Source organism: Candidatus Sodalis endolongispinus (assembly GCF_018777395.1).
GTDB classification, from domain to species: domain Bacteria; phylum Pseudomonadota; class Gammaproteobacteria; order Enterobacterales; family Enterobacteriaceae; genus Sodalis_B; species Sodalis_B endolongispinus.
On sequence record NZ_JAFJYC010000001.1, the window covers coordinates 1,074,965 to 1,088,539 of the forward strand.

General features: G+C 50.5%; 17 protein-coding genes and 3 pseudogenes. 1 reads left to right on the forward strand and 19 read right to left on the reverse strand.

Translation table 11 applies throughout. The features are described 5' to 3' along the window. Nucleotides 1–343: 343 nt before the first annotated feature. A pseudogene (locus tag JZM24_RS05280) lies at nt 344–1,269 on the reverse strand (IS3 family transposase). A gap of 846 nt (nt 1,270–2,115) precedes the next feature. Next, entirely contained in the window at nt 2,116–2,499 is a 384-nt protein-coding gene (locus tag JZM24_RS05285) for an ankyrin repeat domain-containing protein (protein WP_215668885.1), read from the reverse strand. 95 nt (nt 2,500–2,594) lie between these two features. Here JZM24_RS05285 and JZM24_RS05290 point away from each other — a divergent pair. Next, nucleotides 2,595–3,679, forward strand: a pseudogene (locus JZM24_RS05290) (IS3 family transposase); the annotation flags it as partial. A 7-nt stretch (nt 3,680–3,686) separates the two neighbouring features. On the opposite strand, the gene JZM24_RS05295 reads toward JZM24_RS05290, so the two are convergent. From JZM24_RS05295 to rplX, 17 genes and pseudogenes are all read right to left on the reverse strand, one after another. Further along, nucleotides 3,687–4,376: an ankyrin repeat domain-containing protein gene (locus tag JZM24_RS05295; protein ID WP_215668886.1), complete on the reverse strand. Its 690-nt coding sequence runs from the start codon at nt 4,374–4,376 to the stop codon at nt 3,687–3,689. A 1,022-nt stretch (nt 4,377–5,398) separates the two neighbouring features. Continuing rightward, a pseudogene (gene rplQ, locus JZM24_RS05300) lies at nt 5,399–5,801 on the reverse strand (50S ribosomal protein L17). Between the two features lie 40 nt (nt 5,802–5,841). Next, on the reverse strand, nt 5,842–6,831 hold the full coding sequence (locus tag JZM24_RS05305; protein ID WP_215668892.1) for a DNA-directed RNA polymerase subunit alpha: 990 nt from the start codon (nt 6,829–6,831) through the stop codon (nt 5,842–5,844). Between the two features lie 25 nt (nt 6,832–6,856). Then, complete coding sequence (gene rpsD, locus JZM24_RS05310) at nt 6,857–7,477, reverse strand: 30S ribosomal protein S4 (protein WP_215668894.1); 621 nt, start codon at nt 7,475–7,477, stop codon at nt 6,857–6,859. A gap of 30 nt (nt 7,478–7,507) precedes the next feature. Then, complete coding sequence (gene rpsK, locus JZM24_RS05315; protein ID WP_025420689.1) at nt 7,508–7,897, reverse strand: 30S ribosomal protein S11; 390 nt, start codon at nt 7,895–7,897, stop codon at nt 7,508–7,510. A gap of 16 nt (nt 7,898–7,913) precedes the next feature. Next, nucleotides 7,914–8,270: a 30S ribosomal protein S13 gene (rpsM, locus tag JZM24_RS05320; protein WP_215668896.1), complete on the reverse strand. Its 357-nt coding sequence runs from the start codon at nt 8,268–8,270 to the stop codon at nt 7,914–7,916. Between the two features lie 147 nt (nt 8,271–8,417). Then, on the reverse strand, nt 8,418–8,534 hold the full coding sequence (gene rpmJ, locus JZM24_RS05325; RefSeq protein WP_002227352.1) for a 50S ribosomal protein L36: 117 nt from the start codon (nt 8,532–8,534) through the stop codon (nt 8,418–8,420). A gap of 32 nt (nt 8,535–8,566) precedes the next feature. Then, a complete protein-coding gene (gene secY, locus JZM24_RS05330) occupies nt 8,567–9,898 on the reverse strand; it encodes a preprotein translocase subunit SecY (RefSeq protein ID WP_215668898.1) in 1,332 nt (443 codons plus the stop codon). Nucleotides 9,899–9,905: 7 nt separating this feature from the next. After that, nucleotides 9,906–10,340: a 50S ribosomal protein L15 gene (rplO, locus tag JZM24_RS05335; RefSeq protein WP_215668900.1), complete on the reverse strand. Its 435-nt coding sequence runs from the start codon at nt 10,338–10,340 to the stop codon at nt 9,906–9,908. A 3-nt stretch (nt 10,341–10,343) separates the two neighbouring features. After that, nucleotides 10,344–10,523 carry a 50S ribosomal protein L30 gene (gene rpmD / locus JZM24_RS05340; RefSeq protein ID WP_011412070.1) on the reverse strand — a complete coding sequence of 60 codons (180 nt, stop codon included), beginning with the start codon at nt 10,521–10,523 and terminating at the stop codon, nt 10,344–10,346. A gap of 6 nt (nt 10,524–10,529) precedes the next feature. Next, the gene (gene rpsE, locus JZM24_RS05345; RefSeq protein WP_215668902.1) at nt 10,530–11,030 is read right to left on the reverse strand and encodes a 30S ribosomal protein S5; all 501 of its coding nucleotides are present in this window, start codon (nt 11,028–11,030) and stop codon (nt 10,530–10,532) included. A 14-nt stretch (nt 11,031–11,044) separates the two neighbouring features. After that, the gene (rplR, locus tag JZM24_RS05350) at nt 11,045–11,398 is read right to left on the reverse strand and encodes a 50S ribosomal protein L18 (RefSeq protein WP_215668904.1); all 354 of its coding nucleotides are present in this window, start codon (nt 11,396–11,398) and stop codon (nt 11,045–11,047) included. Between the two features lie 9 nt (nt 11,399–11,407). After that, on the reverse strand, nt 11,408–11,941 hold the full coding sequence (gene rplF, locus JZM24_RS05355) for a 50S ribosomal protein L6 (protein ID WP_215668906.1): 534 nt from the start codon (nt 11,939–11,941) through the stop codon (nt 11,408–11,410). 13 nt (nt 11,942–11,954) lie between these two features. Beyond that, nucleotides 11,955–12,347 (reverse strand): 30S ribosomal protein S8, encoded by a 393-nt coding sequence (gene rpsH, locus JZM24_RS05360; protein ID WP_215668907.1) that lies wholly within the window; start codon nt 12,345–12,347, stop codon nt 11,955–11,957. A gap of 34 nt (nt 12,348–12,381) precedes the next feature. Continuing rightward, nucleotides 12,382–12,687, reverse strand: coding sequence for a 30S ribosomal protein S14 (rpsN, locus tag JZM24_RS05365; protein WP_215668909.1), 306 nt, complete (start codon nt 12,685–12,687; stop codon nt 12,382–12,384). Nucleotides 12,688–12,700: 13 nt separating this feature from the next. Further along, a complete protein-coding gene (gene rplE / locus JZM24_RS05370; protein ID WP_215668911.1) occupies nt 12,701–13,240 on the reverse strand; it encodes a 50S ribosomal protein L5 in 540 nt (179 codons plus the stop codon). Nucleotides 13,241–13,254: 14 nt separating this feature from the next. Then, entirely contained in the window at nt 13,255–13,569 is a 315-nt protein-coding gene (gene rplX, locus JZM24_RS05375) for a 50S ribosomal protein L24 (protein ID WP_215668913.1), read from the reverse strand. Nucleotides 13,570–13,575 lie beyond the last annotated feature (6 nt).

The following is a 13,575-nucleotide window of genomic DNA, read 5'->3' on the forward strand; positions in this document are numbered from 1 at the left end:
AAGAGCAGGACAATATCAGCAATTTATTTTAATATAACCAGATTGATTAGGTTATCGTTTAACTTCTCAATCATAGCCTTAATACAAATAGTTTTAACTACGCATAGCCACAACTTGTATCAGGAGGAAACCCCATGGATGGTAATGCATCACCGACAACCACACCCCCCAGCGTCGACAACGTGGTAACCCGCCAAAGTAGCAAAATAATTGACAAAGCGATTTATAACAGTCTCAAGAATTTGATGGGGAATTTAAAGGATATAGCTAATCGACCTGCGATAAGGTCTTCTAATCATTACAAATTGATCTTGCCCCGCCATCTCCGTACAGCTTTTGTATCTTAAGTTAACGAAGCCCGCTGCCGCCGGTATTCTCTCGGAGAGTGATATCCCAGCGCGCTGTGCGGATGGTTTTCATTGTAATGCGTGAAAGCTGCTGCAAGGTTTCGCAGGGCTGTTCTCGCATCCGGTTTTGGCATGAACTCGATATAGTCTTCCTTCATCGTCTTCACGAACCGTTCGGCCATGCCATTGCTCTGCGGGCTGCTCACCGCTGTTGTGCAGGGCTCCAGATCCAGTTCTCTGGCGAACCTCTGCGTTTCATGCGCGGTATACGCTGAACCGTTGTCTGTCAACCACTGCACCGCTGTATCGGGTAACCTGTCGCCGAAGCGCTTTTCTACCGACCTCAGCATCACATCCTGCACGGTCGAACTGTCGTAGCCTCCAGTGCTCGCAGCCCAGTCTATGGCCTCTCTGTCGCAGCAGTCCAGTGCGAACGTGACCCGCAGTTTTTCACCGTTGTCGCAGCCGAACTCGAAGCCATCTGAACACCAGCGAATATCGCTTTCTGCCACCGCGATCCTGCCCTTATGCTCACGCCTCGGCCGCTCTGGTTTTCAATGTAATAACAGCAGGTTATGCTCACACATGACCCCGGCCTTTGGCAACAAGGGCGCGTGCGCTATCTATTTTCGTGACTGGCCGTACTCCACGGCTTCTTTTAGGATCCCAGAAGGCGCTGGAGCTCCCGGACCTGCTTCAATGCAGCTGCAAGCTCAGAGGCAGGAACAACGTCCTCCCCGGCAGTGAGGCTGCATTCCTGATATTGCTTTTTCCACTTAAACAGCAGGCTGGGCTGGATACCGTGCAGTCGTGCGAGATGGGAGAAATTTATGCCGGGCTCCATCGTCTGCTGAATAATGGCCATTTTTTCCTGAGGAGTTTTACGTTTACGGACTTCTTGACCTAACGGGATCCCGGTCATATCAAAATTGGCGTTAGTGTTAGACATATATTCAAGCCTATCTCTTATCTGGAGATACAGCTACTGTCTGGTGTTTCAGGGGGATAAATCATCTAATCATTACAAATATCTTCATAGTCGAAATCTTGAGAAGATGCGTTCTGAAATGACAGCCACTGTTTCTGAAAAGGACAAAAAGCTAGCCTTAAAACATATGCGCTTGGTCGAAAGAGACTACAATATCTTACAAGAGGAATTGAACGATGTGGCAAGAGACAAAAAATGACATCTCAGCGGGAAGCCAATTTCTTAATTTCATTGGAAAACCTTGTTGAGCATTTAATTATAGCGTATGACTTCATTTACCGAAGCGAAAAAAAGGGTTTATTGATGCCATGACAAATCAGGCATCTCGCTCATTTGAAAATAAGATAAAATACAACACCGCCATCACCCAAGACGGCGCGCCGGTCATTTTTAGTCGATGCCGTCCTTCTTAAGGATGGACGCCAATACACACACCCATGACCAATAGTATTTAATCTGACCCATTAGCTACAGATTCACTCCCCGGTGCCGTTGTTTCGGTGACGGTTGCATTAATGCGCTTGGAATCTTTATCATCCATGGCCGGCAACCCTAGCGGCACCTCGACACTATGTCGCAGCGCAGCAACACGGTAACGCAGCATTACGTCAACCTAAATGTCAACGCGTTAGGTAAATTCTAGTGACATTTCGGCGGTGCGTAACTAGCAAACCAGTTGCAACGAGGCGAACGGCGACCGTCAACCACGCCATTAGCCGGTCAATTACCAAGTCAGTAATCGCATGAGATCATAAACGGCGATTTGCTTGAGGCGACAGGTTAATCACTGTCGCTACTATCGACAATAAGATCTTGATAATCTTCAATGTCATCTAATGAAACCGTGCTACTATCGTCACTGTCGCAGGAAAACCATCTTGAGGCCGACCAGCTGTCTTTGAAGCCATGTTCTATTAGTAGCTTTACTATATTTTGGTTTCCTATTTTTTCCGCCAGCCTGAGCGGAGTAATGGCCTTACGTCCCCCTACACCATTTATATCCCACATGGAGATACCCTCTTCATTGGCACCTTCATCCAGCAACAGTTTTACTTTATGATAATCATTTTTCACAATAGCAAAATATAAAGGCGTGTATTGGAACTGATGATAGGCGATTGATTCCTTATCCCCTAACAGCCTTTCTATATGGGGATGACCCAATGTTTGATTTAGCCCCCTGAAACACCAGACAGTAGCTGTATCTCCAGATAAGAGATAGGCTTAAATATATGTCTAACACTAACGCCAATTTTGATATGACCGGGATCCCGTTAGGTCAAGAAGTCCGTAAACGTAAAACTCCTCAGGAAAAAATGGCCATTATTCAGCAGAGGATGGAGCCCGGCATGAATGTCTCCCATCTCGCACGACTGCACGGTATCCAGCCCAGCCTGCTGTTTAAGTGGAAAAAGCAATATCAGGAAGGAAGCCTCACCGCCGGGGAGGACGTTGTTCCTGCCTCTGAGCTTGCAGCTGCATTGAAGCAGGTCCGGGAGCTCCAGCGCCTTCTGGGATCCTAAAAGAAGCCGTGGAGTACGGCCAGTCACGAAAATGGATAGCGCACGCGCCCTTGTTGCCAAAGGCCGGGGAATAGCACAGGTCAGCCGCGCCATGAGCGTGTCGCGTGCGCCGCTGTCACTGCGGATTAAGCGTTCTGCCGACTGGCAGGACAGGCGCTGTAACCGGCGTAATGACGAAGCAGACGCTGAAATACTGTCGGACATCCTCGACATCATCAGCGATATGCCCAGCTACGGCTATCGGCGGGTGTGGGGAATCCTGCGTAAACAACGTCGCGCAGAGGGACTGCCGCCGGTAAATGCGAAACGACTTTACAGGATCATGTGTGAGCATAACCTGCTGTTATTACATTGAAAACCAGAGCGGCCGAGGCGTGAGCATAAGGGCAGGATCGCGGTGGCAGAAAGCGATATGCGCTGGTGTTCAGATGGCTTCGAGTTCGGCTGCGACAACGGTGAAAAACTGCGGGTCACGTTCGCACTGGACTGCTGCGACAGAGAGGCCATAGACTGGTCTGCGAGCACTGGAGGCTACGACAGTTCGACCGTGCAGGATGTGATGCTGATGTCGGTAGAAAAGCGCTTCGGCGACAGGTTACCCGATACAGCGGTGCAGTGGTTGACAGACAACGGTTCAGCGTATACCGCGCATGAAACGCAGAGGTTCGCCAGAGAACTGGATCTGGAGCCCTGCACAACAGCGGTGAGCAGCCCGCAGAGCAATGGCATGGCCGAACGGTTCGTGAAGACGATGAAGGAAGACTATATCGTTCATGCCAAAACCGGATGCGAGAACAGCCCTGCGAAACCTTGCGGCAGCGGGCTTCGTTAACTTAAGATACAAAAGCTGTACGGAGATGGCGGGGCAAGATCAGGATGACCCAATGTTGAAAAGTCGTTCACATTAAAACCCATATCGATTATTTTTTTCACCACATCTGTGCCATTGGTAAAGGTTATTGCCTTACTCATTAACGAATGACCGTCAGCATCGTATTGATAAAGCTTTATGCCCTTGTGCTTCATAAGCGTCAACAGCGACATGGCGACGTCGTCACCCTTGTTAGAGGTTAAAGCCATCATGGCCGCCGTTTCATTTCGTTTATTAGAACGATTAATATCTGCCTCATAATTTATTAACTTCGTAGCCAGTGCGAGAAAAGTATCGGGCGTCGTTTCACCGTTGTATCCGTTTTCTCCATAATGATGAATTAACATCATTAGCGCCGTGTTTCCGCGATCATCGGTCACGGTATGATCGGCACCCATTTCCAGCAGAGATTCGGCGATGCTCAACTGACTTTGGTTTAAGGCATAGCTAAGCGGCGTATTTCTATCGCTATCAATTTCGACATCAATGTTTATACCGGCAGCAATAGCGTTCTGCAGTGCAGCGATAAAGCCTTGTCTGTCTCCGTTATAAATTTTACTCTTCAAATCCGTGACTATATGTGCCGACGACGCCATTGTCGGTGCCGGATAACTGCCTACTGAAGTCGAAACGCCTGATACTGGCATGCTTACCTCCCTCATTTCATTGTGTTACAGACTTCTGGAGCATAGTATTATGTTAAATACATCAGCTTCAAAATCATTTTTTCATCAACAAAAAAGCAATTCCCACCACTATGAATAACATTTATTGTCTGTACTTAATAAGTACATCAATATTTGCATTTGATTATTAATACAGCGCAATAAGTTATCAGCCAATGGCTAAGTGGAAATATTATCGCTCAACACTTTAGGGCATTATTGGTTTTGCGCTTTTGACAAGCCAAAAGTTTTTGGCAAACCCATGCTGCGGTGCCTTCACGACCGCGCCCTACGGCAGCGCGCGCAAAATGAGGCCGCCAATGGATAGCGTATGCGCTAATACCGTTTCATCTCAATAGGCGCCAGCGGTGAACAGGTTATCGCGCAGTCTCACCGAGGCGTTAGAATCGATACGGGGCGTCAACATCTGGTGCCGGCAGCGACGCCATCGGCCCCGGCAAAGGCACTCAGCCGCCCGGATTGGCAAGGCATAATACCCGTTACGTGCCCCACGTGGTAAAACAACCCCTAAAGCAGAGGGTAAATGCGAGCGGCGGCGCGACGTCGACGCATGGCAGACTTAGCGTTGTGTGACGATTCTAAAGCAGTTTGGCAGGCTTAGTGCAGTGTAGAGGCCGTAGATATTAGCGCAGCGTGACGACCTAAGAGCTGTGCGGCGGCCATGGAGTAATGTGGCAGCCTTGGTAAAATGTGGCGGCCCTGGAGCCACGTGTGGCCGATGGTGGCAATGGCGGGCGAGCATAACCGTCTTAGTTCGTTAGCGTAGTGTCAAATGACACAAGCGCGTGACAATCGACGTCCAGGTAAGGGTAGCCGATTTTACCACAGCATAACGACATCACAGGCGACTTTGGGTAAGCAAAGGCGATTGTCAGTGATGCAACTGGCGACAATCGTAGGCTTAATCGCATCCGTAGCAGTCAACGACGGACATAAAAAAACCGGCCCTGGCCCGGTTTTTTACAAGCTTGCACAACGGCAGATTACTCTACGGTTGCTTCCGCTGCTGGAGCTGTTGCTTCAGCGCGATCAACGATCAACGAGTTCGATGTATGCCATCGGCGCGTTGTCGCCTGTACGGAAGCCACACTTCAGAATGCGAGTGTAACCACCGGCGCGGCTCGCGAAACGCGGGCCCAGCTCGTTAAACAGTTTTGCCACGATCTCGTTATCACGAGTGCGGGCGAATGCCAGACGACGATTTGCTACGCTGTCGGTCTTGGCAAGTGTAATCAGCGGTTCAACAACGTGGCGCAGCTCTTTCGCTTTCGGCAGGGTCGTCTTGATGATTTCATGACGAACCAAAGAGCCGGCCATGTTACGGAACATAGCCTGGCGATGGCTGCTGTTACGGTTCAGTTGACGACCACTCTTACGATGGCGCATGACCTTATCCTTCTCAGTAAAACCTTAACCTGTGATCGGGTTATTCATCAGCGATACTTGCCGGAGGCCAATTCTCAAGGCGCATGCCAAGAGACAACCCACGGGAAGCCAACACGTCTTTGATCTCGGTAAGAGATTTTTTACCAAGGTTGGGCGTTTTCAGCAACTCAACCTCGGTGCGCTGTACCAGATCACCGATGTAGTGGATAGCTTCTGCCTTGAGGCAGTTAGCAGAGCGGACAGTCAATTCCAGATCGTCAACGGGGCGCAGCAGGATCGGATCGAATTCTGGTTTCTCTTCTTTCACTTCAGGCTGACGTACATCACGTAAGTCAACGAAAGCTCCCAGTTGTTCAGCCAGAATGGTTGCCGCACGGCGGATCGCCTCTTCAGGATCGATCGTGCCATTGGTTTCCATTTCGATAACCAGCTTGTCCAGGTCGGTACGCTGCTCAACGCGCGCTGCTTCCACATTGTAGGCAATACGCTCTACAGGGCTATAGCATGCGTCTACCAGCAGACGGCCGATCGGGCGCTCATCTTCTTCCGAATAAATTCGGGCAGAAGCCGGAACATAACCACGTCCACGCTGAACCTTGATACGCATGCTGATAGCGGCGTTTTCATCGGTCAGGTGGCACAGGACATGCTGCGGTTTGACGATTTCGACATCCCCATCATGGGTGATGTCGGCTGCGGTCACAGGGCCAATGCCAGATTTATTCAGGGTCAAGATAACGTCATCTTTACCTTGAACTCTCACCGCCAGCCCTTTCAGGTTGAGCAGAATCTCCAGGATGTCTTCCTGTACACCTTCTTTGGTGCTGTACTCGTGCAGTACACCATCAATCTCAACCTCGGTCACCGCGCAACCCGGCATCGATGAAAGCAGAATACGGCGCAGTGCGTTACCCAGAGTATGGCCAAAGCCGCGCTCTAAGGGCTCAAGGGTCACCTTGGCGTGCGTCGAACTGACTTGCTCTATATCTACCAGGCGCGGTTTTAGAAACTCTGTCACAGAACCCTGCATTGTGTCCTCTCTTTGGTACTAAGCCTTACTTGGAGTAAAGCTCGACGATCAGGTGTTCATTAATGTCCGCAGACAGATCGGTACGTTCTGGAATACGTTTGAACACCCCTTCCATCTTAGCAGCATCGACTTCAAGCCAGGTCGGCTTTTCACGCTGCTCAGCCAGTTCCAATGAGGCACGAACACGGGATTGCTTTTTCGCTTTCTCACGGATGCTGACAACGTCATTCGGAGTAACCTGGTAAGAAGCGATGTTAACAACGCGGCCGTTCACCATGATCGCCTTATGGCTGACCAACTGACGTGATTCAGCGCGGGTAGCACCAAAGCCCATGCGGTAAACAACGTTGTCGAGACGACCTTCCAGCAACTGCAACAGGTTTTCACCGGTATTGCCTTTCAGGCGTGCTGCTTCTTTGTAGTAGTTGCGGAATTGACGTTCCAGCACGCCGTAAATACGACGAACTTTTTGTTTTTCACGCAACTGTACGCCGTAATCAGACAGACGCGGTTTACGCGCACCGTGCTGACCGGGCGGTTGCTCAATTTTGCACTTTGAATCGATCGCGCGCGCACCAGACTTCAGGAAAAGGTCTGTGCCCTCACGACGGATCAGCTTGAGCTTAGGACCCAAATATCTTGCCATTTTCTTTCTCCAACTAACCTAAAAGCGGCGTTATACGCGGCGCTTTTTAGGCGGACGACAACCGTTATGGGGGATCGGAGTCACATCAGTAATGTTCGTGATGCGGAAACCAGCCGCGTTTAACGCGCGGACGGTAGACTCGCGGCCTGGACCTGGTCCTTTAACCATAACTTCCAGATTCTTGATGCCATATTCTTTCACGGCTTCGGCGCAACGTTCTGCTGCGACCTGTGCGGCGAAAGGAGTAGACTTACGAGAACCACGGAAACCGGAACCACCGGCGGTCGCCCAACCCAACGCATTACCCTGACGATCGGTAATAGTGACGATGGTATTGTTGAAAGACGCATGGATATGAGCCACACCATCTGAAACTTGTTTTTTAACACGCTTACGTGCACGAATAGGTGCCTTAGCCATTATTTACTCACCCCGATTATTTCATGATCGGTTTGCGCGGACCCTTACGGGTACGGGCATTGGTCTTGGTACGCTGACCGCGAACCGGAAGACCACGACGATGACGCAAACCACGATAGGTACCAAGGTCCATCAGACGCTTGATACTCAGGGTGACTTCACGGCGCAGATCGCCTTCGACAACAAACTTGGCAACTGCTTCACGCAGCGTGTCAATCTGCTCTTCAGACAGTTCACTGATCTTAACATGTTCAGCAATACCCGTAGCCGCGCAGATGTGCTGCGAGCGGGTTTTGCCGATACCGTAGATTGACGTTAGGGCAATAACGGTATGTTTATGATCAGGAATGTTAATGCCTGCTATACGGGCCACTATGCACTCCTAGAATTTTTAACGGCAACACCATTCTGAAAAGCCCGTTTTCAGGATACTCAAACAATGTTGCAGCGACATACAAAAGATTGGCTGGCTAATCTAGCCAGCTCAACCCAACTTTGCAAGAAAAAAATGCCGGAAATATTAGCCTTGGCGTTGTTTATGCTTAGGCTCAGCGCTGCAAATCACACGAACGACACCGTTACGCTTAACGATTTTGCAGTTACGACATAATTTCTTGACGGAAGCACGAACTTTCATTTTTACTCTCCGTAACTTCCCAGCTTCCCGAATTAGCGGTTATAGCCTTTCAGGTTTGCTTTCTTCAATGCGGACTCGTATTGACTCGACATCATCAGAGTCTGCACTTGAGCCATAAAGTCCATGATAACCACAACGACGATCAATAAAGACGTGCCCCCAAAATAGAAGGGGACTTTCATTGCGTCACGCATGAACTCCGGGATTAGGCAGATAAAGGTAATGTACATGGCGCCGACCAGCGTCAGGCGGGTCATCACCTTATCAATATACCTTGCCGTTTGCTCTCCCGGACGAATGCCTGGTACAAATGCACCGGACTTCTTCAGGTTATCCGCTGTCTCGCGCGGGTTGAACACCAACGCCGTGTAAAAGAAACAGAAGAATATGATTGCAGCCGCATATAATAGCACATAAAGCGGTTGACCAGGCTGCAAATAGAGCGAAATCGCAGTCAGCCAGCCCCAACCTGTGCCGCCTCCGAACCAGGATGCGATCGTGGCCGGAAACAGAATGATACTGGAGGCGAAAATTGCCGGGATAACCCCGGCCATGTTCACTTTCAGCGGCAAATGCGTGCTCTGGGCTGCATAAACACGACGTCCCTGCTGACGCTTGGCGTAGTTAACGACAATACGACGCTGACCACGTTCAACGAACACCACGAAAAACGTCACCGCAAACACCAGAACTGCAACCAATAGCAACACGAGGAAGTGCATGTCGCCTTGTCGAGCTTGCTCGATAGTGTGGCCGATGGCAGGCGGCAAGCCCGCTACGATACCCGCGAAGATAATGATGGAGATACCGTTGCCGATACCCCGTTCAGTAATCTGCTCACCCAGCCACATCAGGAACATTGTTCCGCATACCAGGCTCACTACCGCAGTAAAGTAAAACGCAAAGCCCGTATTAATCACCAGACCTTGCATTCCAGGCATATTCGGCAAACCGGTAGCAATACCGATTGACTGAAATATCGCCAACACCAACGTGCCATAGCGGGTGTACTGACTGATTTTACGTCTGCCAGCCTCACCCTCTTTTTTTATCTCCGCCAGCGCCGGGTGAACCACCGTCAGCAGCTGAATGATGATCGACGCCGAAATATACGGCATGATCCCCAAGGCGAAGATAGAAGCACGGCTCAGCGCACCACCAGAGAACATGTTAAACATTTCAATGATGGTGCCGCGCTGTTGTTCAAGCAATTTCGCAAGTACGGTGGCATCAATACCAGGGATCGGAATAAAAGAGCCGATGCGGAAGACAATAAGCGCCCCGATAACAAACAAAAGTCTGCGTTTCAGTTCACCCAGTCCGCCTTTGGCGCTTTGAAAATCTAATCCCGGTTGTTTAGCCATCTGCTACTTATTCCTCAATTGTACCGCCGGCAGCTTCGATCGCGGCACGCGCGCCTTTGCTAACACGCAGGCCACGTACGGTTACCGCACGTTTGACTTCGCCGGACAGCATGATTTTGGCGAATTCAGTCTGGATGCCAACAATGTTAGCGGCTTTCAGCGTGTTCAGATCGACCACATCGCCTTCAACGTTCGCTAATTCGGACAGGCGAACTTCCGCCGTGACCATAGATTCGCGCGACGTAAAGCCGAATTTCGGCAAGCGACGGTACAAAGGCATCTGGCCGCCTTCAAACCCGCGACGTATGCCACCGCCAGAACGAGACTTCTGACCTTTGTGACCGCGACCGCCGGTTTTGCCCAAGCCAGAAGCAATACCGCGACCTGCACGTTTCGGAACGTGTTTGGAACCCTCAGCCGGAGACAGAGTATTTAAACGCATCTCTTACTCCTCAACTTTGACCATATAGGAAACCAAATTGACCATACCGCGTACAGCGGGCGTATCTTCACGCTCTACGGTGTGACCAATGCGACGCAGGCCCAAGCCAACCAGAGTTGCCTTGTGTTTCGGCAGACGACCGATGGAACTGCGAGTCTGAGTGATTTTAATAGTCTGTGCCATGGTCAGTTACCCCAGAATTTCTTCAACGGATTTACCACGCTTGGCAGCGACCATTTCAGGAGACTTCATATTGCCAAGAGCATCGATAGTTGCACGAACCACGTTGATCGGGTTGGTGGAACCATAGGCTTTTGCCAGTACGTTGTGAACCCCTGCGACTTCCAGGACGGCGCGCATTGCACCACCGGCGATAATACCGGTACCTTGGGAAGCCGGCTGCATGAACACGCGAGAACCCGTATGCGCACCTTTGATCGGGTGCTGCAGGGTGCCGCTGTTCAGCGCGACATTCATCATGTTGCGACGGGCTTTTTCCATCGCTTTCTGGATCGCTGCCGGAACTTCGCGTGCTTTGCCGTAGCCAAAACCCACGCGACCGTTACCATCACCGACAACCGTCAGTGCGGTAAAGCTGAAAATACGGCCACCTTTTACGGTTTTAGATACGCGGTTTACCGCGATCAGCTTTTCCTGCAGTTCGCCAGCTTGTTTTTCGATATGTGCCATCTTACACCTCTACCTTAGAACTGAAGGCCAGCTTCACGGGCAGCATCTGCCAGTGCCTGGACTCGACCATGATATTGAAACCCGGAACGGTCAAAGGACACATCTTTAATGCCTTTTTCCAGCGCGCGCTCGGCGATAGTTTTACCTACGACGGCGGCGGCATCTTTGTTACCGGTACCCTTTAATTGCTCTACGATAGCTTTTTCTACCGTAGACGCGGCTACCAGGACTTCAGAACCGTTTGGTGCAATAACCTGTGCGTAAATATGACGCGGGGTACGATGTACCACCAGACGGGTTGCACCCAATTCCTGGAGCTTGCGGCGTGCGCTGGTCGCACGACGGATACGAGCTGCTTTCTTATCCATAGTGTTACCTTACTTCTTCTTAGCCTCTTTGGTACGCACGACTTCGTCGGCGTAACGAACACCCTTGACCTTGTAAGGCTCAGGACGACGATAGGCACGCAGATCTGCCGCAACCTGGCCAATAATCTGCTTATCAGCGCCTTTCAGCACGATTTCAGTTTGGCTCGGGCATTCTGCGGTGATACCTGCCGGCAGTTGATGGTCGATGGGGTGAGAAAAGCCCAGAGACAAATTCACTACATTACCTTTCACTGCAGCACGGTAACCTACGCCTACCAGCTGTAGCTTTTTAGTGAAGCCGTCGGTCACACCAATCACCATGCCGTTCAGCAGCGCACGCGTGTTTCCTGCAAGTGCCCAACCGTTGGCATGACCTTCGCGCGGAGCAAAGGACAGCTGGTTGTCAGCATGCTGAACGTCAACAGCTTCGTGGATAGTACGAGTCAGCTCGCCGTTTTTACCCTTAATCGAAATAACCTGACCGTTGAGTTTTACCTCTACGCCGGCAGGAATGACGACGGGTGCTTTAGCAACACGAGACATTCTTTCCTCCCAATTACGCTACGTAGCAGATAATCTCGCCACCAAGACCAGCCTGGCGAGCCGCACGATCAGTCATTACACCTTTAGAGGTAGAAATAACCGCGATACTCATGCCTGCCATAACTTTCGGCAACGCATCTTTTTTCTTATAGATACGCAGGCCGGGGCGGCTGATACGCTGAATGCTTTCTACCACCGGCTTACCCTGGAAGTACTTCAGTACCAGTTCCAGCGTCGGCTTGGTGTCGCCTTCAACTTTATAATCTTCGATAAAGCCTTCTTCTTTCAGCAAGTTGGCAATTGCCACTTTAAGCTTGGAGGAAGGCATGGAGACCGCGGTTTTGTTCGCGGTTTGACCGTTACGGATACGGGTCAGCATATCCGCGATCGGATCTTGCATGCTCATCTGTCTTTACTCCCGTGATTCAATTGGTGACAATTTACCAGCTAGCCTTTCTCAGACCCGGGATTTCACCGCGCATGGCGGCTTCACGGACCTTGATACGGCTCAACCCGAATTTCCGCAGGAAAGCGTGCGGACGACCAGTTTGGCGGCAGCGGTTACGCTGACGAGACGGGCTGGAATCACGCGGCAGAGTCTGCAGCTTGAGAACCGCATCCCAACGCTTTTCATCAGAAGCATTAACGTCGGAGATGATGGTTTTAAGTTCAGCGCGTTTTGCGAAGAATTTATCAGCTAATTTCACGCGTTTTACTTCGCGTGCTTTCATGGATTGTTTAGCCATCAGTAACCCTACCTTACTTGCGGAATGGGAAGTTAAAGGCGGTCAACAGCGCACGGCCTTCATCATCGGATTTCGCAGTGGTGGTGATGGTAATATCCAAGCCACGAACGCGATCGACTTTGTCATAGTCGATTTCCGGGAAGATGATCTGTTCACGCACGCCCATGCTGTAGTTACCACGGCCATCGAATGACTTCGCGGACAGGCCACGGAAGTCACGGATACGCGGTACAGCAATGGAAATCAGTCGCTCGAAGAACTCCCACATGCGTTCGCCACGCAGAGTTACTTTACAACCGATCGGATAGCCCTGACGTATTTTGAAGCCAGCAACAGATTTGCGTGCTTTGGTGATAAGCGGCTTTTGGCCAGAAATCGCGGTCAAATCGGCTGCGGCGTTATCCAGCAGCTTTTTATCGGCAATTGCTTCACCCACACCCATATTCAGTGTTATCTTCTCGACCCGAGGGACTTGCATGACAGAATGGTAGCCGAACTGTTTCATCAGTTGAGAGGCTACTTCGTCTTTGTAGTAATCATGCAGTTTCGCCATCGTACTACTCCAAATTACTTAATAGTTTCGCCGTTAGATTTGAAGACACGCAATTTCTTGCCTTCTTCAATCTTAAAGCCCACACGGTCCGCCTTGCTGGTGGCCGCATTGAAGATTGCAAGGTTGGAAAGATCGATTGCTGCTTCTTTATCAACGATGCCACCCGGCTGGTTCGTGGCCGGGACTGGTTTTTGATGTTTCTTGACCAGATTGATACCTTCAACGATGGCCTTGCCGGTAGACAGGACATTTTTTACTTTACCGCGCTTACCTTTATCTTTGCCGGTCAGCACGATAACTTCGTCATCACGACGGATTTTCGCTGCCATGATTCG